The sequence below is a fragment of the Ewingella sp. AOP9-I1-14 genome, from assembly GCF_052375995.1.
Taxonomy (GTDB): Bacteria; Pseudomonadota; Gammaproteobacteria; order Enterobacterales; family Enterobacteriaceae; genus Ewingella; species Ewingella allii.
On the sequence record NZ_JBQSVA010000001.1, the window covers coordinates 258,214 to 278,861 of the forward strand.

A 20,648-nucleotide genomic window follows, 5' to 3' on the forward strand; every position below is an offset into this window, starting at 1 on the left:
TCCCGCTATTTTAGCGTCATGTTTTCCATGACGTTTTCTTAATTTAATCACTGTCCAACGTGGTTGGAGTTTCGGCAATACAGCACGTGAAGCGCCCTTGGGAATGTTTATAGGAAATATTCCCCTCCCCGGCGTACGGCTCTCGACGCGATAACTTCAGGAACGAAGGATTAACCATATAAAGGTGTATACGTGCAGAAGTACCTTACAGAAGCGCGTGTCTTATTAGCGCTCGCTGTTCCCGTCATCTTTGCTCAAATTGCTCAAACTGCAATGGGCGTGGTGGACACCATCATGGCTGGCTCGGTCAGCGCAACGGACATGGCCGCAGTGGCCGTCGGTACCTCGATTTGGCTGCCGGCAATTCTTTTGGGTCATGGCTTGGTGCTGGCACTTAGCCCGACCGTGGCCCATCTCAACGGTGCCGGTCGACGCGATAAAATCGCCCATCAGGTGCAGCAAGGTTTCTGGCTGGCGGCAGGCGTGTCGGTGCTGATCATGGCCGTCATCTATAATTGCGAGCACATCATCGGCCTGATGCATAACGTGGATGAAGAGCTGAAAGAGAAAGCCATTGGTTACCTGCACGCCATTATGTGGGGCGCGCCGGGCTACCTGTTCTTCCAAGTGCTGCGCGTCCAGTGCGAAGGGTTGTCGAAAACCAAGCCGGGGATGATTTTTGGTTTTGTTGGGCTGATGGTTAACATTCCGCTCAACTATATCTTCATCTATGGTCACTTTGGCGCACCGGCGCTGGGCGGCGTAGGCTGCGGCGTGGCGACAGGCACCGTTTACTGGGTGATGTTCCTGATGATGCGTTACTACGTGAAGCATGCTTACTTCATGAAGGACATTGTTGCGCAGAGCCGTTTCGCCAAGCCGGATTGGGCCACCCTTAAACGCTTAACCTCGCTGGGCCTGCCAATTGGTTTAGCGCTGTTTTTCGAAGTGACGCTGTTCGCCATCGTCGCACTGCTGGTTTCTCCACTGGGCATTGTCGCCGTGGCAAGTCACCAGATAGCCCTGAGCCTCGGCTCGCTGATGTTCGTCATTCCGCTCTCTTTGGGCATGGCGACCACCATCCGCGTGGGTTCGCGCCTGGGTGAGTCCTCGGTGGAAGGGGCGCGCGTGTCGGCCCGTACCAGTATTTTCACCGGGGTGGTGATTGCCTGCTTCACGGCGTCTCTCTCGGTGATTTTCCGCGAACAGATCGCCGCGCTGTATAACGACAGCCCGGAGGTGGTGGCGCTGGCCTCCAGCCTGATGCTACTGGCGGCAGTTTATCAGATCTCAGATGCCATTCAGGTGATCGGCACTGGTGTACTGCGCGGCTATAAAGACACGCGTTCTATCTTCTACATTACCTTTGTTGCCTACTGGGTGCTGGGGCTGCCGATTGGCTACACGCTGGGTCTGACCGACTGGGTAGTGCCGCGAATGGGGCCAAGTGGTTTCTGGTGGGGCTTTATTATCGGGCTGACCTTCGCGGCGGTGATGGTGTCGCTGCGGATTCGCTGGATCCAGAACCAATCTTCATTCGTCATTTTGGATAAAGCGCGCCGATAATCTGCTTTGCAGCACAACCTAGCCGCCGGACAACCGTTTCCGGCGGCTAAGCTGCCAGCATTAATGTTCAAAAAATCAACGCAATGAACATTAGCGCACCACTCAGTCACAATATCGTCGTAAAATGTTTTTTTTCCCTTGCCAGTCATCGGGTAGGTCGCTAATATTCGTCCCCGCTGCCGCACTGGCAGACAGAAAACGATGCGTCCGTAGCTCAGTTGGTTAGAGCACCACCTTGACATGGTGGGGGTCGGTGGTTCGAGTCCACTCGGACGCACCAAATTCTGCGCAGTACCTGTTTCATCAGATGTGCGTCCGTAGCTCAGTTGGTTAGAGCACCACCTTGACATGGTGGGGGTCGGTGGTTCGAGTCCACTCGGACGCACCAGATGAACACTCCTTCTCTCCATAACTTTGCAGTCACGTCTTCTTCGTATTCAAATCCCAACATTGTTCAATTTCAGTATTAGATCCTAGAACCCAAGCCACTCGTTAGCCTTTATCCTGCTCAAAATAGTACCTATAGTGATTTCTCCCCTGCCCGTTTCGGCGATTTGCGCAACGAACGCCTCTCAGATGCCAGAAGCTTGCGCAGCGTCATGTTTTTTATTTTGTTTCCCGCCGCTTACCCCCTATAATACGCACCGTCTCTTCGATTGAATGGTTTCAGCCCCTTGATCTGTCGATATCGTACGTATAAAAGCAGCACCTTACCCAAGACGATGATTAATCGTACAGAAAGCCATGCCTTGGCTGAACTTTACACACCATTTCTTCTCCAGTCGCCTACGCTTAGTATTGTTTTGAATCAACCAGGCACCACCCAAATTTCTCGTGGGCAGCAGCGCTGCCGGGCGAACATATTCCCAATCCATCACAACTTGTAGATAAAATCGTCATGAAAAAGACCAAAATTGTTTGTACCATCGGCCCAAAAACCGAATCTGAAGAAATGCTGACCAAACTGCTTGATGCAGGCATGAACGTTATGCGTTTGAACTTCTCTCACGGTGATTACGAAGAACACGGTCAGCGCATCAAGAACATCCGCAACGTTATGGCTAAAACTGGTCATAAAGCGGGCATCCTGCTGGACACCAAAGGTCCAGAAATCCGCACCATGAAACTGGAAGGCGGCAAAGACGCTGCGCTGGTTGCTGGTCAGACTTACACCTTTACTACTGACCAATCCGTGATCGGTAACAGCGAGCGCGTAGCGGTAACTTACGCTGGTTTCGCAGCAGACCTGAAAATCGGTAACACCATTCTGGTTGATGACGGCCTGATCGGTATGGAAGTGACCAACGTCACTGAAACCGAAGTAACCTGTAAAGTGCTGAACAACGGCGACCTTGGCGAAAACAAAGGCGTTAACCTGCCGGGCGTTTCTATCGCTCTGCCAGCTCTGGCTGAAAAAGACAAACGTGACTTGATCTTCGGTTGCGAGCAAAACGTTGATTTCGTTGCAGCTTCTTTCATTCGTAAACGTTCTGACGTGCTGGAAATTCGCGAACACCTGAAAGCACACGGTGGCGAGCACATCCAGATCATCTCTAAAATCGAAAACCAAGAAGGCCTGAACAACTTCGACGAAATCCTCGAAGCTTCTGACGGCATCATGGTTGCTCGTGGCGACCTGGGCGTTGAGATCCCAGTAGAAGAAGTTATCTTCGCGCAGAAGATGATGATTGAGAAATGTAACCGCGCGCGTAAAGTCGTTATCACTGCGACCCAAATGCTCGATTCCATGATCAAAAACCCACGCCCTACTCGCGCAGAAGCGGGCGACGTGGCTAACGCCATCATCGACGGTACTGACGCAGTCATGCTGTCTGGCGAAAGTGCGAAAGGTAAATATCCGCTGGAAGCCGTGACTATCATGGCAACCATCTGTGACCGTACCGACCGCGTGATGCAAAGCCGTATCGACGGTCAGAACGAAAACCGCAAACTGCGCATCACCGAAGCCGTTTGCCGTGGTGCCGTTGAAACCGCAGAGAAGCTGGACGCGCCTCTGATTGTTGTCGCGACTAGCGGCGGTAAATCAGCTAAAGCCGTGCGTAAATACTTCCCACACGCCACTATTCTGGCACTGACCACTAACGAAGTGACTGCACGTCAGCTGATCCTGACTAAAGGCGTGATCACTCAGCTGGTCAAAGAAATCGCTTCTACTGATGACTTCTACCGCATCGGTAAAGAAGCTGCGCTGGAAAGCGGTCTGGCTCAGAAAGGTGATGTTGTGGTGATGGTTTCTGGCGCGCTGGTTCAGAGCGGCACAACCAATACTGCATCGGTACACGTTGTCTAATTAGAAAAGTGACATCGCTTTCTGCCAAAACGCCGCGTAATGCGGCGTTTTTTATTGGCTGCAATGTAAATAATTAGACAAGACAGTAAAAACAGCTAACAAATAAATGGGACAAGTCTCATGGAATCCGGCTGTTTTCGCTGCATTTTTTAACTTTTTCGCAAAAAAAGATGCTTCTTTGAGCGAACGATCAAAATAAAGCGATTGCGAGCAAAAATTTATTCTCATTAGAAAAAGGTTTGTGTAATACTTGTAACGCTACATGGAGATTAACTTAATCTAGAGGGTTTTATAATGAATCGCACTAAACTGGTACTGGGCGCTGTAATCCTGGCTTCTACTATGCTGGCTGGTTGTTCAAGCAATGCTAAAATCGACCAACTGTCTTCAGACGTTTCTACTCTGAACTCTAAAGTTGACCAACTGAGCAACGACGTGAACGCAATCCGTTCTGACGTTCAAGCAGCTAAAGACGATGCAGCTCGCGCTAACCAACGTCTGGACAACCAAGCTCACGCTTACAAGAAGTAATATTACTTCAATAGTTAAATGGCGCACTCAGTGCGCCATTTTTTTTGCCTGTCGTTCAGCATCTCTCCGCTCCCCTCTTCCACACCTGACACTCCCCGTCTAAATACCCTTAAAACTCGCCACAGCGCCTTCTACCAGACGAACATAAAAAAAGGAGCTGGTATCAGCTCCTTAATATGCAATGCCTCTATGGGCCGTACAGCGCGATTATTGGTTATCGGCGGTCTGGTAAGACTGAACCTGAGTAATAGAAGCACTTTGCGGCTGGGGGACTTGTGATGACGGTGCTTCTTGCGCTGAGTCAGCATCAGTGCCGTGACTCACAATCACCGGCATACCCGAGCGGCGCTCGATGGCCTGCTTCACCACATCTTCATTAGTCTCTTTGTTCTTGATGAACTTCTTCTCTGCGGCGGTCAGCGCAATCGGCTTGGTCTGCGGATCGTCCTTGTCGGTGTGCGACAGCGGCTGGTGCACCTCGATATAACGCTTACCGTCCGGCTCAACCGCCACTTTGATTGGCTGATTGATTATCTGCACGCGCGTGCCTTTCGGCACCATGTTGAACAGCGCTTCGATATCGTCCGGACGCAGGCGGATACAGCCCGAGCTGACGCGCATACCGATACCAAAGTTGGCATTGGTACCGTGGATCAGATATTGCCCGGTGCCCGCGGACAGGCGCATGGCGAACAGCCCCATCGGGTTATCCGGCCCGGCTGGCACCATGCCCGGCAGCTTAATGCCGTCTTTCAAGTAAGCTTTACGGATGTTGGCGGTCGGTGTCCAGGTTGGATTGGGGATCTTCTGGCTGACCGAAGTCACCATTTCCGGCGTATTACGCCCTAATTGGCCAATACCTATTGGCAGCACGATCACCTTATCCTCCCCTTTCGGGTAGTAATAAAGGCGCAGCTCGGCAAGGTTTACCACAATGCCTTCGCGCTTGGTGTCGGGAAGCAGCATCTGCGATGGAATGGTCAGCACCGTGCCCGGCTTCGGCAAATAAGGGTCGGTGCCCGGGTTGGCTTCCAGCATTCCAATCAAACCAATCTGATATTTGGCGGCTGCCGCTTCGAGAGGTTTGCCATCGTTTGGCACAACGTAGGTGGTGTTCTCACCGATAAGGCGGCTGTTATCCGGCGGCAGCGGATATTCTGCGGCGTTGGCCGCGCCGGTTCCGGCTGTTAGATAGCCAGCGAATAACATCCCCATCAGGGGTAATACACGTTTCATACTCATTCCTACTGATGATTATCGTAAGGGTTGAAACCCGATGCCAAGGCAGGTGCGCAGGCATCAACTTCCTGTTGAGTTTTAATAGTAGCAATGCCTGAAGCAAAGGCAATTAAAACGCTTAAAATCAAAGCGTTACAAAAGCTCGACGGAATGAAAATTAAGGCAAGAGAAGCGTTTTAAGCAGCTGAATTATCAGAATTAAATGGCAAGGGAGGATGGGAGAGGAAGAGAAATAACGTTGCTCATTAGCAGAACATTCCTAACGAGCAACGTGTCGTGATTAGCTCAATTGCTGGGCATTAGCACGAATAGCGCGGATCATCGCTTCAAGCCCTTGCGAGCGTGAAGGCGTAAGATGCTGGCTCAACTCAAGGGCGGTGAAGAAAGGACGCACGTCCAGTTCCACCACTTCCTGCGCTGTCAGACCTTGGTACAGGCTGAAGACAATCGCCAACAGCCCTTTAACGATGGCCGCATCGCTATCACCCGCGAAGCTCAGCTCACCCGCCTCGTTAATCTGCATTACAATCCAGACTTGGCTTTGGCAACCGGAGATCAGGTTTTTATCTTGGCGATGTTCATCGGCCAGCGCGGGTAATTGTCCACCCAGTTCAATCACGTACAGGTATTTCTCTTCCCAGTTCGGGCACCGGGAAAAGTTTTTCACTAATTTGTCTTTATCTGGCAAAGCCATAAAAATAGATCCTGATAATAGACTGCGGGTTAACCCAGCAGACGATGAATGCGTTGCAGCCCGGCGACTAAGCGATCGACTTCTTCGCGAGTATTGTACATGGCGAGCGACGCCCGGCACATGGCCGGCACACCGTAAAATGACATCAATGGCATGGCGCAGTGGTGGCCGGTACGGATAGCAATACCGTATTGGTCAAGGAAGCTGCCGACATCGTAGGCATGGTGCTTGCCCAAGTTGAAAGCGATTACGCCGGAGCGAATTGCCGGGCCATAGATGACAATATCAGGGATCTGAGCCATAGCTTCGAGTGCATAACTCATCAGCGACTGCTCGTAATCATGGATCTCAGCAATGCCCAGGTCAGTGACGTAGCTCATTGCCGCGCCCAGCCCCATGATGCCAGCCGTGTTTGGCGTACCCGCCTCAAAGCGCCAAGGCGCTGCGGCAAAGGTGGTGCCTTCGGTTAGGCTGACGTGTTTGATCATCGAACCGCCGCCTTCCCACGGTGGCATTTGATCAAGCAAGGCTTTCTTGCCATACAAAATACCAATGCCGGACGGCCCGTAGAGCTTGTGACCAGACCAGACATAGAAGTCGCAATCCAGCGCCTTCACGTCCACGGTGTGGTGCATCACGGCCTGCGCGCCATCAACCAATACCGTCAACCCGGCCGCTTTCGCCTGAGGAATGATGGTTTCGATTGGGTTCACCGTGCCCAGCACGTTAGAGACGTGGGCCAGCGCCAGCAGCTTAGTGCGCGGCGTGATCAGGGTTTCCAGCTCAGACAGGTCCAGCTCGCCGTTTGGCGTTAAGTGCCAGACGTCGATATGCAGATCGCGCTCTTTCGCCAGCATCTGCCATGGAACGATGTTCGCATGGTGCTCCATCTCAGTGATGATGATGCGATCACCGGCGTGCAGCAACGCGCGGCCAAAGGTGTTGGCGACCAGATTAATGGCTTCGGTCGAACCTTTGACGAACACGATCTCTTCGGCAGAAGCCGCATTGATGAACTCTGCCGCTTGCTGGCGGACATTTTCCATCTGCTCGGTGGCTTCAGCACTTAAGGTATGAATGCCGCGGTGAACCGCGGCATAGCCATGCTGGTAGAATTCAAGCTCGCGCTCGATAACCTGATGGGGTTTCTGCGCGCTGGCCGCGCTATCAAGGTAGGCCAGCGGCTGGCCGTTAACTTCGCGGCTCAGCAGAGGGAAATCGTTACGAACTCTTTCCAGAGGAAAACTCATTACTCACCTCGATTTAGTCGGCCAGCAATACGGGCAATGACTACATCGCGCAGGGTTTCGTTTTTGATGGCTTCGGTCAATTCCGCCGCGAAAGCAAAGATAATCATATGCTGTGCGTCCTGGCCGCTGATACCACGCGCGCGCAGGTAGAAAAGCTGTTCGTCATCGATACGGCCCACTGTCGCACCGTGGCTACATTTCACATCATCGGCATAAATTTCCAACTGAGGTTTGGTGTCCACTTCAGCCTGTTTGCTCAGCAGCAGGTTGTTGTTTGTCATCTTACCGTCAGTTTTCAGCGCGTGTTTTGCCACTTTAATCATGCCGTTAAACACGGCCTTGGCGCGGTCACGCACAATCACTTTATGCAGCTGATTGCTGTTGCAATAGCCTTTGTTGTGTTCGAGATAAGTACGGGTATCGGCAATTTCTGCGTCAACCGGCAATACCAGACTGTTGATGTCCAGATTGCTGTTTTCACCGTTAAGCTGCGCGCTGGTGTTGTTACGGGTCAGACCCGCACCCAGCAAGAAGCTGTGGCTGGCAACGCGTGCGTCACGGCCAATCACTAAATCATTGTGCGAGAAGTGGAAGCTCGCCTGGCTTTCAAAGGCCAGTTTGTAGTGAGTGAAATCCGCGTTGTCGCCAACGTTGACGGTCATACGTGAGCCGGTGAAATGACCTTTGTCACTCAGGCTAACGTAGTGCTCGATCACTTCAGCATTGGCGCCGCTTTCAATCGCCAAGTGGTAGCGATGGTGAACGGTATTAATCTCACGAGCCTGCTCGCGACCGCTGCTGACGTGCAGCAGATAGAGCGGTTTCTCGGCTTGCTTACCGGCAGGTAAACGCACAGACAGTCCGTCTTGCGCCAGACTTTCGGTCAGGTGCAGGAAGACTTCTGACTCAATCGGCTCAGGCAGAGTCTGCTGAACGGACGGGCTCAGTTTTTCAATTTCAAACGCGCCAGTTTGCACATCGCTAAGGTCAGCATCAAAGCGACCATCTATGAACACCAGGCGGTAAGCATCCAGCGGCAAAGCCAGCGCCTTCAACTCTTCAGCGCTCAACGCCTGTGGCTGCGGAGCAAAGAATTGATTACCGAGCAAAGAGGAAACCGGAGTGTACTTCCAGTTTTCAAGCTTGGCGTGTGGAAAACCAATACGCAGAACTTGCTGCCAGTGCGCATGTGCGTGGGCAGAGTTCTCGCCGCCTGCGCTTTCGAACAGGCGATACAACTGTTGCATGGCGTGCGAACTGCCCGCCGCAGGTACGTTACTCTTGGTCTGTAAGCCAGCCATAACCCTGCTCCTCTAACTGTTTAACCAAGGTAAAATCGCCGGATTTAACAATGCGGCCCTGCCACAAAACGTGCACGTAGTCAGGCTTGATGTAGTCGAGGATACGCTGGTAGTGGGTCACGATAACGAATGAACGTTTGCCGTCACGCAGGCTGTTAACGCCGTCAGAAACAATTTTCAGCGCATCGATATCCAGACCTGAGTCGGTTTCATCAAGGATACACAGATTTGGCTCAAGAGCCGCCATCTGCAGGATATCGTTACGTTTTTTCTCACCGCCGGAGAAGCCGACGTTGACAGAACGGGTCAGCAAATCTTCTGGCATTTTCAGCATGGCAATTTTTTCTTCGATGAAATCAGCGAAGTCAAAACGGTCCATGGGTGCCTGACCGCGGTACTTGCGTACGGCGTTAACGGCGGTTTGCAGGAAGAAGTGGTTGGTGACGCCAGGGATCTCAACCGGGTACTGGAAGGCCATGAATACGCCTTCGCCTGCCCGCTCTTCTGGGTCCAGGTCCAGCAGGTCTTTACCGTTGAATTCAACAGTACCGTCGGTGACTTCGTAGTCCTCGCGTCCGGCCAGCGTCGCGGAAAGCGTACTTTTACCGGAGCCGTTCGGGCCCATAATAGCGTGCACTTCCCCTGGTTTGATCTCGAGATCAAGCCCTTTAAGAATTTCCTTTTCTTCGACACGGACTTTTAAATTCTTGATGCTTAACATACGTATCCTTGAGTTTGCGCCTGCGCGCTCATAATTCTGTGGTTCTTTCACTGGTTCAGTCGTTCAATTTCCAGCGCTCGTCTAAATCGTCTTCTCACGGGAAAGAAGTGGGTGGACGAGCGGGAAAAGCGTCAGTTCTCTTTATATAGCGTTGTTATATAAGAGAAAGAGAATCACCCGACGCTGTGCTCAAGGCTGATGGCCAGAAGCTTCTGGGCCTCAACGGCAAACTCCAGCGGCAGCTCAGAGAAGACATCCTTACAGAAGCCATTAACAATCATCGAAATCGCATCGTCTTCGCTGATACCGCGTTGTAAGCAGTAGAACAGCTGGTCGTCGCCGATTTTCGAGGTGGTTGCTTCGTGCTCAAGCTGGGCAGTGTTGTTGCGCACTTCCACATAAGGGAAAGTGTGCGCGGCGCTGTCAGGGCCAATGAGCATGGAGTCACACTGAGTAAAGTTACGGGCATTCTCAGCCGTTGGCAGAATCTTGACCAGACCGCGATAGCTGTTCTGGCTGTGACCGGCAGAGATACCTTTAGAGATAATGGTCGACTTGGTGTTTTTACCAATGTGGATCATTTTGGTACCGGTATCGGCCTGCTGCTTACCGCTGGTCAGCGCGACAGAGAAGAATTCACCGATTGAGTTATCCCCTTTGAGAATAACGCTCGGGTATTTCCACGTGATCGCAGAGCCAGTTTCAGACTGAGTCCAAGACATTTTTGAACCTGAACCTTCACACAGTGCGCGTTTGGTCACGAAGTTCAGTATCCCGCCGCTGCTGTCTTTGCTGCCGGAGAACCAGTTCTGCACGGTGGAATATTTCACTTCAGCATCTTTATGCAGAATGACTTCAACCACCGCCGCGTGCAGCTGATAGGTGTCGCGCACCGGGGCAGAACAGCCCTCGATGTAGCTCACATAGCTGCCTTCATCGGCAATCAGAATGGTGCGTTCGAACTGGCCGGTTTTCGCCGCGTTAATACGGAAATAGGTGGACAGTTCCATCGGGCAGCGCACGCCTTTTGGTACATAAACGAAAGTACCGTCAGAGGCCACGGCGGCATTCAGTGCAGCAAAGAAGTTATCTTGCGCAGGCACCACGGTACCGAGGTACTTGCGTACCAGATCCGGGTATTCATGAATGGCTTCGCCGAAGGAGCAGAAAATCACGCCCGATTCAGACAGCTTTTCACGGTAAGTGGTGGAGACGGAAACGGAGTCAAAGATGGCGTCGACCGCCACTTCTTTGCCTTCACGCACCGGAACACCTAGCTGTTCGAAGGCTTTCTCAACTTCGCTGGTCAGGTAATTTTTGCCGTCAACGGCAGGCACGCCCAGCGCATCGGCCGGCGGCTGCTGCGTGGCACCCGGCTGAGAACCACAGGTATCGTCACAGCTGCCGCAGGAAGGTGCGGAATAGTAGCTGTAATCCTGATAGTCGAGAGGCGTGTAGTACGCTTTCAACCAGTGTGGCTCTTCCATTTTCAGCCAAGCATGATAAGCCTGCAGACGGAACTCCAGCATCCACTCAGGCTCATTGCGCTTCGCGGAAATGGCACGCACCACATCTTCGTTGATGCCAGATGCTAATTCATCGGTTGCCAGCTGAGTGAAGAAGCCTTCCTTGTATTTCGTCTCCTCGCCGACCCAAGACTGCACATTGTCTGGAATTTCTACGTTGCTTCGTGACATGTTGGTTACATCGCTTCGTTTACAATAATGTTAGACACCAAAGCTCTCGCCACAGCCGCAGGCGTGTTGAGCTTTAGGATTATTGAATTTAAATATCTGATTCAGTCCTTCGCGGACGAAATCCACCTCGGTGCCATCAATGAAAGGCATTGCCTTCAGCGGGATGAACAACTTGGCACCATCGTGTTCAAACACCAGATCATCGCCGGCTGGCTGCTTAGTCAAATCGAGGACATACGCGAAACCCGCGCAACCCGACTGCTTCACAGAGAGCTGTAGCCCTTTAACTTCTGGATCTTGGTTGATTAGCGTCTTGACCTGCTTAGCCGCAGAGTCAGTCAACGTCACACCTTTCCAAACATTCTCATCTAAAGAGAACGTGCCGACTGTTTCAGTTTGCATCTGTCCTACCTCATCGTTTCAGGGTCATAGACAAGACCTATTGTGCCTATTCTAGTGATAACAGGTATCACTTCAACCTCTTGTTTTAAGAGGGTATAGCGATTTAGCGTGAGGAACTTCACTCTATGCTTACGCTTTCCAAGGCTGGCCGCTGGCGGGTCTTCAACACCGCGACCATCAACTAATTGAATAAGTTGTCAATTTTTTGTTAAAAAAAACCAAACTGCCGATTTTCTATATAAAAAAATAATGTTCCTGATCACTATTATAAAACATTCATCGGAAATACCTATTTATGAATTCGTTCTTTTATAGTCAGGAAATGCCTTTTTTCGCCCCTATTTCCGCAGTTTTTACAGGGGTATTCCGGATTTTTATGGCTAATAAATTGACCAATAAAAAATCCCGTTGGCTAATTGATCACTCGCCGCTTTGCAAATATGATAAGTTCCACTTTGATAATGGTTATCATTCACAAAACTGGACTGCTGCTAATGACTCAATCGGTTAATGCATGGCTGCAAACTAAAATCGACGAATACAAATTCAGCGTGCGTGATGCCACGGTAGATTTTTATATGGCGGAAGCCGCGCTGCAAAGAGTGGATGCCGAAATCAGCCAGCTCAAGCGCTTCAATAGTATCTGTCTGGACATGGCGAACATGTGCCTGCAAAACGGTGATGACCACAGCTACCTTCACGCGCTGTGTAAATTACATAACCGGCTTATTTTAGAAATAAATACCGCCCACCGTAATGAGCTATTCCGCGTGCAGAGTTATCACTTTGCTCGCCATACGTTGAAACTAATTTGTCACTATTATGCCATGATGGGCATCTGGGAAAAAGCGACAGCCTTTCAAACTGACTTTGTTAAACGCGTCCCTTTTCAGCTTTAAAGACATTTCAATCGATTAGCCGCCAGGCTTGTCGCAAATAAAAGGCAGACATAGGGAAATATGTCTGCCTGATGCACTTCCATTAACATTTCAGTCGATCAATCGATGACCATCGTGGTTAATCGCGAGATACAGCATAACCTCTCCTGCTCATCGAAAATTTCAATCTGCCACACCTGATTGCGCCTGCCGGTGTGAAGGGCGCGGCACACGCCCTTCACCCTGCCCTTGGTTGCCGAGCGCAGGTGGTTGGCGTTGATCTCAACCCCCACCACTTTCTGCTCGCCCTCGCTGCACAGGTAGCCCGCCATCGAACCCATCGACTCCGCCAGCACCACGGAAGCGCCGCCGTGCAACAGGCCGAACGGCTGGGTGGTCCTTTGGTCGACAGGCATGGTGGCCTCAAGGTGGTCGTCAGCCAGCAGCGTGAACTCAATGCCCACGTGCCCGACCATGCAGCCCTGCCCGCTGGCGTTTAGCGCCTCAAGGGTGGTTTGCCGTTTCCACAATGTCATAGGGTTTCCTTTCCGTTAAGGGATCATTTCTAGCAAGGCTTGCAACGGATGGCGCAGCCCATTGCCTTCAATACGTTTTACCTGACTGCGGCACGAATAGCCGGTCGCCAGACAGCGCTGGCGCGGCAGACGCTGTAAGGATTGGTGCCATGACAGCTCGTAAATACCTAGCGAGTTTTGGATATTCTTGCTCTCGTGGCCGTAAGTCCCCGCCATGCCGCAGCAGCCGACGCTGACGTTTTCCAGCTTGGCGCCGTAGCGAGCGAAAATATCCCCCCACTGCTTGCCGCTGGTAGGCAGCGCCGTGCTTTCCGTACAGTGGCCGAACAGATACCAAGACTCGCCGCTTTGCTGCTGCTCCGGGCGATCCGCCAGCAAGGTGCTCAGCCACTCGTGGACCAATTGCACCTCAAACGAGCCGCGCGCTTCGCCCAGGATCTCTTTGTATTCATCGCGATAGCAAAGCACCAAGGCAGGATCGACGCCCACCAGCGGCATGCCCAACTGCGCCACGCGGTTGAGGAAGATGGAAGTTTTCTTGGCGGTTTTGGCGAAACGCTGCAAGAAGCCTTTGATGTGCTGCGCCTTGCCGTTCGGTGAAAACGGCAGCAAGACGGGCTTCAAGCCCAGCTTCTCTACTAGCCGCACGAAATCGGCCACCACCTGTGCATCGTAATAGCTGGTGAAGGGGTCCTGCACAATCAGTACATACTGGCTGCGCTGGGCAGGACTAATTTTCTCCAACTGCTCCAGCGTCATGGTGGTCGCGTTATGCCCCAGCAGCTGTTGGCGCAGGGTTGGCGTAGATAGCAGCGGCAGATCGACCATGCCGATGCTTTTGCGACTCATCTCTCGCACCCAAGGCTGGCTAAAGAAGAAGTTGAACACCTTCGGCGCCTTCGCCATCAGCGGCGTATAGCTTTCCACTCCGGCGACCAAATGGTCACGCATCGGGCGCAGATAGCGCGTGTGGTAGAGCTGCAAGAAGCGCGAGCGGAAGCCCGGCACGTCGATTTTTATCGGGCACTGGGTCGAGCAAGCCTTACAGGCCAGACAGCCGGACATCGCCTCTTTCACTTCATGAGAGAAATCGTACTCGCCCTTATTGGCATGCCAGGTATTGCGCGTCCGATCGATAAGCCCGCGGAAGCTCATTCCTTGCTGCGGCAAGGCATTTTCCAGCGCCAGCGGATCTACGCCCTGCTCTGCCAGCAGACGCAGCCATTCGCGCACCAGGCCGGCACGGCCTTTCGGCGAGTGAATGCGGCTGCCGGTAATTTTCATTGACGGGCACATCGGGCTTTTCACATCAAAGTTAAAGCACAGGCCGTTGCCGTTACACTCCATCGCGCCACGGAAGGACTGGCGAACCTCGAGAGGAATGCGTCGATCAAAGGTGCCGCGCTTGACCGCGTCCACTTTCATCATCGGCTCGTCGTTGTCTAAAGGCGCACAAATCTTGCCGGGGTTGAGCCGATTATCGGGGTCGAAGACCGATTTAATGCGGCGCAGCTCGTGGAACAGCTCTTCGCCGAAGAAGGCCGGGCTGTATTCGGCGCGGAAACCCTTGCCGTGTTCGCCCCATAGCAGACCGCCGTATTTGGCGGTTAACGCCACCACTTGGTCAGAAATCTGCTTCAGCAGGACCTCTTGTTGCGGGTCGCACATATCCAGAGCCGGGCGCACGTGAAGCACACCGGCGTCGACGTGGCCGAACATACCGTAACTCAGGTTATGGCTGTCGAGCAGTGCGCGGAATTCAACAATATAGTCAGCCAGATGCTGCGGCGGCACGCAGGTGTCTTCGGCAAACGGCAGCGGCTTGGCCTGCCCTTTGGCATTCCCTAGCAGGCCGACGGCCTTTTTGCGCATATTGTAAATACGCTCAATGCCCGGCAGGTCGGCGCAAATCTGATAGCCAATCACCCCGGCTTCGCCGTCGCTGATTAAACTGTCGAGGCGTTCACAAAGCGATTCAACCTGACGCTCAATCAACACGCCGTCATCACCGGCGAACTCGACAATATTCAGCCCCTGCATGTCTTTGCCGGGAACGTCGGTAATGTAGTCACGCACGGTGTGCCAGACGATATCTTCACGGGCCAGATTCAGCACTTTGGAGTCGACGGTTTCCACCGACAGGGCATTGGCCTCAACCATCAGCGGCGCATTGCGCAGCGCGGAGTTGAAAGAGTCATATTTAATATTGACCAGACGGCGCACTTTCGGGATTGGCGTGATGTTCAGTCGCGCTTCGGTAATAAAGGCCAGCGAGCCTTCTGAACCCGTGAGGATGCGAGTCAGGTTGAAGTTTTGCAGGTCGTCGCTTAATACGTGGCGCAAGTCATAACCGGTGAGGAAGCGGTTAAGTTTGGGGAATTTTTCGATAATCAGCGCGCGGTTGTCGCGGCAGCTATCTAACACGGTGCGATAAATCCGACCAATCACTGAATTCTCTTCACCCAGCTTGTCAGCCAGAGCCGTCGGCATGGAGGTGGTGTCAAGCATCTCGCCGCCAATCACAATCGCCCGCAGCCCGAGAACGTGGTCTGAGGTTTTGCCATACACCAGTGAACCCTGACCCGAAGCGTCGGTGTTGATCATGCCACCCAGCGTCGCGCGGTTACTGGTCGACAGCTCAGGGGAGAAGAAATAGCCGAGTGGGCGCAAATAGTCATTCAGCTGGTCTTTAATCACCCCCGCTTCAACCTTCACCCAGCCCTGCTCGACGTTAACATCTAGGATGCGATTCATATGACGGGACATATCAACCACAATTCCCCGGTTTAACGACTGGCCGTTGGTGCCAGTACCACCGCCGCGCGGGGTGAATACCAGAGATTTAAAACGCTCCTGCCCGGCGAGACGCGCCAATAAGGCCACGTCAGAGGTCGCCATCGGGAACAGCACGGCATCCGGCAATAACTGATAGACGCTATTGTCTGTCGCCATCGTCAATCTATCGGCGTAGCTGGTTGTCACATCGCCGGTGAACCCGTCTTTTTTTAACGCTTCCAAAAAATCGAGCACCAGTTGAATTACGCCGGGTGCCTGTGAAATCTGTGGGATCATTTATTTCGACTCTATTTTGTTGTTGTTTGCCGGGCCCTGTTCATTACCCAACATAAAAACTAACATACTTCGTTTTCACGCGCTTCGTCTGCGTAAGGTTGACTATAATCATCCACCGATAGCGCCTGCACGCACAGATGTCTGGCGCAACAAAAAGTGCGATCTATTGTCCAAAAATGAAGAAATGCTCCATGCTTATCCAGTTATGAAAAGCAGTATTTGTCCGTAATATGTGGGCTTAAGCCTTGTTTTTACTATGAGAACCAAGAATGAATCTCCCGATGAAGCGTTATGATTTACCTCAAATTATGTTTGGGGTGCTGTTTATTGCTCTGATGACGGTGGCCAGTATTTGGGTTGTTCAACCCTTTATTTTAGGCTTTGCTTGGGCTGGCATGGTGGTTATCGCCACCTGGCCGTTAATGATCAAATTGCAAAGATTGCTCTGGGGTAAGCGTTTTCTGGCGGTGATAGTGATGACGCTGCTGTTAATTCTGCTTTTCGTTTTACCTATCGCGCTGCTGGTCAGCAGCGCGATTGAAAATGGTACACCACTGGTCGAACTCGCCAGCAACCCTTCAAGCCTGCATATGCCGGACTTTAAATGGCTACAGGCTATCCCGCTGGTGGGACACAAGCTCTACAGCGGCTGGCACTCGCTGATTAACGGCGGCGGTAGCGCGTTGATGGGTAAGGTTCAGCCATATGTCGGTCAGACTGCCTCGTGGTTTGTCACTCAGGCCGGACATTTGGGTCGCTTCATCGTCCACTGTTCTCTGATGCTGCTATTCAGCGCCCTGCTTTATAGCCGTGGCGAACAGGTTGGCATGGGCATCCGCCACTTTGCCATCCGCCTGGCAGCCGATCGCGGCGACGCGGCGGTTATCCTTGCGGGTCAAGCCATCCGTGCTGTCGCGCTGGGCGTAGTAGTCACCGCGATTGTCCAGTCCGTGCTGGGCGGAATTGGTTTGGCTATCGCCGGTATTCCTTACGCTACCGTGCTGACCGTGGTGATGTTCGTCTGCTGCGTAGCGCAAATCGGGCCACTGCTGGTGCTGATCCCGGCAATCGTCTGGCTGTACTGGACCGGCGACAATACCTGGGGCACCGTGCTGCTGGTGTGGAGCTGTGTGGTGGGTTCACTCGACAACGTACTGCGTCCGGTCCTCATCCGAATGGGCGCTGACTTACCGATGCTGCTGATTCTGTCAGGGGTTATCGGTGGCTTGTTCGCCTTCGGCATGATTGGTCTGTTTATCGGTCCGGTCGTTCTGGCAGTCTCTTATCGCCTGATTTCCTTATGGGTTAACGAAGCGCCAGAACCTGAGAAAAACGTCGATCAGGTGGTAAAAGCGCTCGACGAGTAAGACTTAAAAACGCCGCCTGCACGCGCTTTAACCAAGCGTTTTGCAGGTGGCATTTTCTCTTCTTTTACCCCCTCGCAATAAAACTTCCGCGCAATTTCTCTTTGGCATTTTTCTCATTCATAAATCCAGTTAATTAGTTAACTATCGAAATAATTACTATTAAGAGTATTCTTACAGACTGAAAGACTATGCAACCCTAGTATTGTTAACAGTTTGGATTTCAACCTCCTGATTTATATGTAAGCTTTCCCCTAGCTGGCATAAAACGAAATTGCTGTGTGTAGTCTTTGCCTGTCTCCAATGACGGGCCTTTTTTTGTCCATCATTCAACAAATCGCTCGAAAAACCCTCCTCTTATTTACCCCCACTGATCCCTTATTTTGGCTCTTTGGCCATAAAAAAAGCCGTGGCTTAGGGCCACGGCTTATAAGTGTTGGGAGTTCAGCAATACTTGCCGATTATTTCTTTTCTGCCAGCGCCAGCCAGGTTTGCACTACGGTGTCTGGGTTAAGGGACAAGCTGTCGATCCCCTCCTCCATTAACCATTGCGCGAAGTCCTGATGATCAGACGGCCCCTGCCCGCAGATACCCACGTATTTGCCCTGTTTCTTGGCGGCTTTAATTGCCATCGACAGCAGTGCCTTGACTGCCTCGTTGCGCTCGTCAAAGAGTTCAGACACCACGCCAGAATCTCGGTCAAGGCCCAAAGTCAGCTGGGTCATGTCGTTAGAGCCGATTGAGAAGCCGTCGAAGTGCTCGAGGAATTGCTCAGCCAGCAAGGCGTTGGAAGGGATCTCACACATCATGATCACTTTCAGGCCATTTTCGCCACGTTTCAGACCTTGCCGCGCCAGCTCGGCCACCACGGCTTCAGCCTGCGCCACGGTACGCACAAACGGGATCATCACTTCAACGTTCGTGAGATCCATATCGTTACGCACTCGCTTCATGGCTTCACACTCGAGGGCGAAGCAGTCGCGGAAGTTGTCCGACACATAGCGGCCCGCGCCACGGAAGCCCAGCATCGGGTTCTCTTCGTGTGGCTCGTACTTCTCGCCACCCACCAGATTGGCGTATTCGTTAGACTTAAAGTCAGACAGACGCACAATCACGCGTTTTGGCCAGAAGGCAGCGCCAAGGGTGGCGATCCCTTCCGTCAAACGCGCCACGTAGTATTCACGCGGGCTATCGTAACCTTGGATAAGCTTGCTGATCTCTTCCTGCAATGCCGGTTCCTGCTGGTCGAATTCCAGCAAGGCTTTTGGATGCACGCCGATCATGCGGTTGATGATGAACTCAAGACGCGCCAGCCCCACCCCTTCATTCGGCAGACAGGCTAAGTCGAAGGCGCGGTCAGGGTTACCGATGTTCATCATGATTTTCAGCGGCAGCTCTGGCAGTTCGTTAACTTCCGAACTTTGCACGCTGAAGTCCAGCTCATCTTCGTAGACATAGCCGGTGTCGCCTTCGGAGCAAGATACCGTAACTTTCTGGTTCTCTTTTAGCCTCTCAGTGGCGTCGCCGCAGCCTACCACCGCCGGAATGCCCAGTTCACGGGCAATAATAGCCGCATGGCAGGTACGCCCGCCGCGATTGGTGACAATCGCCGAGGCTTTCTTCATGATCGGTTCCCAATCGGGATCGGTCATGTCAGTGACCAAAATGTCACCGGCTTTAACATGGTGCATCTCGCTGATGTCATGGATGATTTTCACCGGACCCGCGCCAATGCGATGCCCGATAGCACGCCCTTCCACCAGCACTTTGCTGCTGCCATTGAGCTGGTAGCGCTCCATCACCTGCCCGTTAGAACGGACGGTCTCTGGGCGTGCCTGTACAATGTAGAGTTTGTTATTGTGACCATCTTTGGCCCACTCGATATCCATCGGGCGGCCATAGTGTTTTTCAATTAATAATGCCTGACGCGCTAACGCCTGAATCTCTTCATCGGTCAGCGAGAAGCGATCGCTTAGCTCAGCGGGCACATCTTCAATCTGCACCTGCTTGCCGTGCTCTTGGCTGTCGGCATAGACCATGCGGATCTTTTTTGACCCCATGGTGCGGCGCACGATGGCCGGTTTGTTTTTGGCAAGCGTTGGTTTGTGGACGTAGAACTCGTCTGGGTTCACCGCGCCCTGAACCACCATCTCGCCCAACCCGTAGGCGGAAGTGATGAACACCACCTGATCGAAACCGGACTCAGTATCAATGGTGAACATGACGCCTGCGGCGGCCAAATCGGAACGCACCATGCGCTGAACCCCGGCGGATAGCGCCACGCCGCGATGGTCATAGCCCTGATGCACGCGATAAGAGATCGCACGATCATTAAATAAGGATGCATACACGTGCTTGATAGCCGTCAAAATGGCATCAAAGCCCTGTACGTTAAGGAAGGTTTCCTGCTGGCCAGCAAACGACGCGTCTGGCATATCTTCGGCAGTGGCGGAAGAGCGCACGGCGAAGGAGGCGTCTTTTTCACCTTCAGACAACTGCTGATAGGCCTGGCGGATATCTTTTTCCAGCTCTGGCTGGAAAGGTGTTTCCACAATCCACTGACGGATCTGCGCGCCGGCTTTGGTCAACTGGGCAATGTCGTCCACATCAATGCTATCGAGCAAATCGTGGATGCGCGTGTTGACGCCGCTCTGGTCCAAAAAGTCATTAAAGGCTTTTGAACTGGTCGCAAAGCCATTGGGTACGGATACGCCCAAATCAGACAGATTGGTGATCATTTCCCCCAAGGACGCATTCTTACCCCCGACCTTGTCAACGTCGTTCATACCTAACTGGTTGTACCAGATAACATTGCGTAAATCGGGTTCGAGATTGGCCATGAAACAATCCTTTCTTAATTTCAATAGGCTGCTGACGAATAAGCAGACTAATAGTTGTTGTACGGAAATTGGCGTATTACTGAAAAACGGTCAGTTATTTCAGACTAGCATAGAGAACAATAATCTTTGGACAGGTGAATCGATCCAGCAACTGAAACTATTTCTGTTTAAGAAAATTCCAAAGCTGACACCATCCAGCTTGCTGTAAAAAACCAGTAATTCCTTACAAATCAGGAAGACATGCAA

15 protein-coding genes, 2 tRNA genes and 1 other RNA gene are annotated in these 20,648 nt (G+C 52.4%); 8 read left to right on the forward strand and 10 right to left on the reverse strand.

All coding sequences use genetic code 11. From position 1 onward, the window contains the following. The first annotated feature begins 192 nt into the window (after positions 1-192). The 5 genes from ACT3RT_RS01270 to ACT3RT_RS01290 all read left to right on the forward strand — a co-directional run bounded on the left by ACT3RT_RS01270 (position 193) and on the right by ACT3RT_RS01290 (position 4,408). On the forward strand, positions 193-1,566 hold the full coding sequence (locus ACT3RT_RS01270) for an MATE family efflux transporter (RefSeq protein ID WP_353502419.1): 1,374 nt from the start codon (positions 193-195) through the stop codon (positions 1,564-1,566). Between the two features lie 203 nt (positions 1,567-1,769). Then, a tRNA-Val gene (locus ACT3RT_RS01275) sits at positions 1,770-1,846 on the forward strand. A gap of 31 nt (positions 1,847-1,877) precedes the next feature. Further along, positions 1,878-1,954, forward strand: a tRNA-Val gene (locus tag ACT3RT_RS01280). Between the two features lie 510 nt (positions 1,955-2,464). Further along, on the forward strand, positions 2,465-3,877 hold the full coding sequence (gene pykF / locus ACT3RT_RS01285) for a pyruvate kinase PykF (RefSeq protein WP_353502420.1): 1,413 nt from the start codon (positions 2,465-2,467) through the stop codon (positions 3,875-3,877). A 294-nt stretch (positions 3,878-4,171) separates the two neighbouring features. Then, entirely contained in the window at positions 4,172-4,408 is a 237-nt protein-coding gene (locus tag ACT3RT_RS01290) for a major outer membrane lipoprotein (protein ID WP_013576093.1), read from the forward strand. A 207-nt stretch (positions 4,409-4,615) separates the two neighbouring features. Here ACT3RT_RS01290 and ACT3RT_RS01295 read toward each other — a convergent pair whose 3' ends face one another. The 7 genes from ACT3RT_RS01295 to sufA form a co-directional block, all read right to left on the reverse strand. Then, the gene (locus tag ACT3RT_RS01295) at positions 4,616-5,644 is read right to left on the reverse strand and encodes a L,D-transpeptidase family protein (protein ID WP_353502421.1); all 1,029 of its coding nucleotides are present in this window, start codon (positions 5,642-5,644) and stop codon (positions 4,616-4,618) included. 283 nt (positions 5,645-5,927) lie between these two features. Further along, positions 5,928-6,341, reverse strand: coding sequence for a cysteine desulfuration protein SufE (sufE, locus tag ACT3RT_RS01300; RefSeq protein WP_353502422.1), 414 nt, complete (start codon positions 6,339-6,341; stop codon positions 5,928-5,930). Between the two features lie 29 nt (positions 6,342-6,370). Next, the gene (gene sufS / locus ACT3RT_RS01305; RefSeq protein WP_485901058.1) at positions 6,371-7,591 is read right to left on the reverse strand and encodes a cysteine desulfurase SufS; all 1,221 of its coding nucleotides are present in this window, start codon (positions 7,589-7,591) and stop codon (positions 6,371-6,373) included. Beyond that, entirely contained in the window at positions 7,591-8,892 is a 1,302-nt protein-coding gene (gene sufD, locus ACT3RT_RS01310; RefSeq protein ID WP_496202389.1) for a Fe-S cluster assembly protein SufD, read from the reverse strand. Before sufD ends, sufS begins: the two co-directional genes overlap by 1 nt. Next, positions 8,867-9,613, reverse strand: a complete 747-nt coding sequence (gene sufC, locus ACT3RT_RS01315; RefSeq protein ID WP_353502425.1) for a Fe-S cluster assembly ATPase SufC — start codon at positions 9,611-9,613, stop codon at positions 8,867-8,869. Before sufC ends, sufD begins: the two co-directional genes overlap by 26 nt. A 173-nt stretch (positions 9,614-9,786) precedes the next feature. After that, on the reverse strand, positions 9,787-11,310 hold the full coding sequence (gene sufB / locus ACT3RT_RS01320; RefSeq protein ID WP_396130433.1) for a Fe-S cluster assembly protein SufB: 1,524 nt from the start codon (positions 11,308-11,310) through the stop codon (positions 9,787-9,789). 30 nt (positions 11,311-11,340) lie between these two features. After that, a complete protein-coding gene (gene sufA, locus ACT3RT_RS01325; protein WP_034791152.1) occupies positions 11,341-11,712 on the reverse strand; it encodes a Fe-S cluster assembly scaffold SufA in 372 nt (123 codons plus the stop codon). Positions 11,713-12,206: 494 nt separating this feature from the next. Between sufA and ACT3RT_RS01330 the strand changes: the two genes are divergently transcribed. Continuing rightward, complete coding sequence (locus tag ACT3RT_RS01330; RefSeq protein ID WP_396130432.1) at positions 12,207-12,611, forward strand: hypothetical protein; 405 nt, start codon at positions 12,207-12,209, stop codon at positions 12,609-12,611. A 98-nt stretch (positions 12,612-12,709) separates the two neighbouring features. Here ACT3RT_RS01330 and menI read toward each other — a convergent pair whose 3' ends face one another. Further along, entirely contained in the window at positions 12,710-13,126 is a 417-nt protein-coding gene (menI, locus tag ACT3RT_RS01335) for a 1,4-dihydroxy-2-naphthoyl-CoA hydrolase (protein ID WP_486033566.1), read from the reverse strand. 15 nt (positions 13,127-13,141) lie between these two features. Further along, entirely contained in the window at positions 13,142-16,198 is a 3,057-nt protein-coding gene (gene ydiJ / locus ACT3RT_RS01340; protein WP_496202390.1) for a D-2-hydroxyglutarate dehydrogenase YdiJ, read from the reverse strand. A 269-nt stretch (positions 16,199-16,467) separates the two neighbouring features. Here ydiJ and ydiK point away from each other — a divergent pair, with 269 nt between their 5' ends. Together ydiK and rprA are read left to right on the forward strand one after the other, a co-directional pair. Beyond that, positions 16,468-17,565, forward strand: a complete 1,098-nt coding sequence (gene ydiK, locus ACT3RT_RS01345) for an AI-2E family transporter YdiK (protein WP_353502428.1) — start codon at positions 16,468-16,470, stop codon at positions 17,563-17,565. A gap of 208 nt (positions 17,566-17,773) precedes the next feature. Further along, positions 17,774-17,884, forward strand: an RNA gene (gene rprA / locus ACT3RT_RS01350) — antisense sRNA RprA. Positions 17,885-18,023: 139 nt separating this feature from the next. Here the strand turns inward: rprA and ppsA are convergent. Continuing rightward, positions 18,024-20,402, reverse strand: coding sequence for a phosphoenolpyruvate synthase (gene ppsA / locus ACT3RT_RS01355; protein ID WP_496202391.1), 2,379 nt, complete (start codon positions 20,400-20,402; stop codon positions 18,024-18,026). Between the last annotated feature and the right edge of the window lie 246 nt (positions 20,403-20,648).

Coding starts and splice junctions, on each gene's coding strand:
- sufE (WP_353502422.1), bottom strand. CDS start 6,341: ATGGCTTTGCCAGATAAAGACAAATTAGTGAAAAACTTTTCCCGGTGC.
- ppsA (WP_496202391.1), bottom strand. CDS start 20,402: ATGGCCAATCTCGAACCCGATTTACGCAATGTTATCTGGTACAACCAG.
- sufB (WP_396130433.1), bottom strand. CDS start 11,310: ATGTCACGAAGCAACGTAGAAATTCCAGACAATGTGCAGTCTTGGGTC.
- sufD (WP_496202389.1), bottom strand. CDS start 8,892: ATGGCTGGCTTACAGACCAAGAGTAACGTACCTGCGGCGGGCAGTTCG.
- ACT3RT_RS01330 (WP_396130432.1), top strand. CDS start 12,207: ATGACTCAATCGGTTAATGCATGGCTGCAAACTAAAATCGACGAATAC.
- sufA (WP_034791152.1), bottom strand. CDS start 11,712: ATGCAAACTGAAACAGTCGGCACGTTCTCTTTAGATGAGAATGTTTGG.
- ydiJ (WP_496202390.1), bottom strand. CDS start 16,198: ATGATCCCACAGATTTCACAGGCACCCGGCGTAATTCAACTGGTGCTC.
- sufC (WP_353502425.1), bottom strand. CDS start 9,613: ATGTTAAGCATCAAGAATTTAAAAGTCCGTGTCGAAGAAAAGGAAATT.
- menI (WP_486033566.1), bottom strand. CDS start 13,126: ATGACATTGTGGAAACGGCAAACCACCCTTGAGGCGCTAAACGCCAGC.
- ydiK (WP_353502428.1), top strand. CDS start 16,468: ATGAATCTCCCGATGAAGCGTTATGATTTACCTCAAATTATGTTTGGG.
- ACT3RT_RS01295 (WP_353502421.1), bottom strand. CDS start 5,644: ATGAAACGTGTATTACCCCTGATGGGGATGTTATTCGCTGGCTATCTA.
- sufS (WP_485901058.1), bottom strand. CDS start 7,591: ATGAGTTTTCCTCTGGAAAGAGTTCGTAACGATTTCCCTCTGCTGAGC.
- pykF (WP_353502420.1), top strand. CDS start 2,465: ATGAAAAAGACCAAAATTGTTTGTACCATCGGCCCAAAAACCGAATCT.
- ACT3RT_RS01290 (WP_013576093.1), top strand. CDS start 4,172: ATGAATCGCACTAAACTGGTACTGGGCGCTGTAATCCTGGCTTCTACT.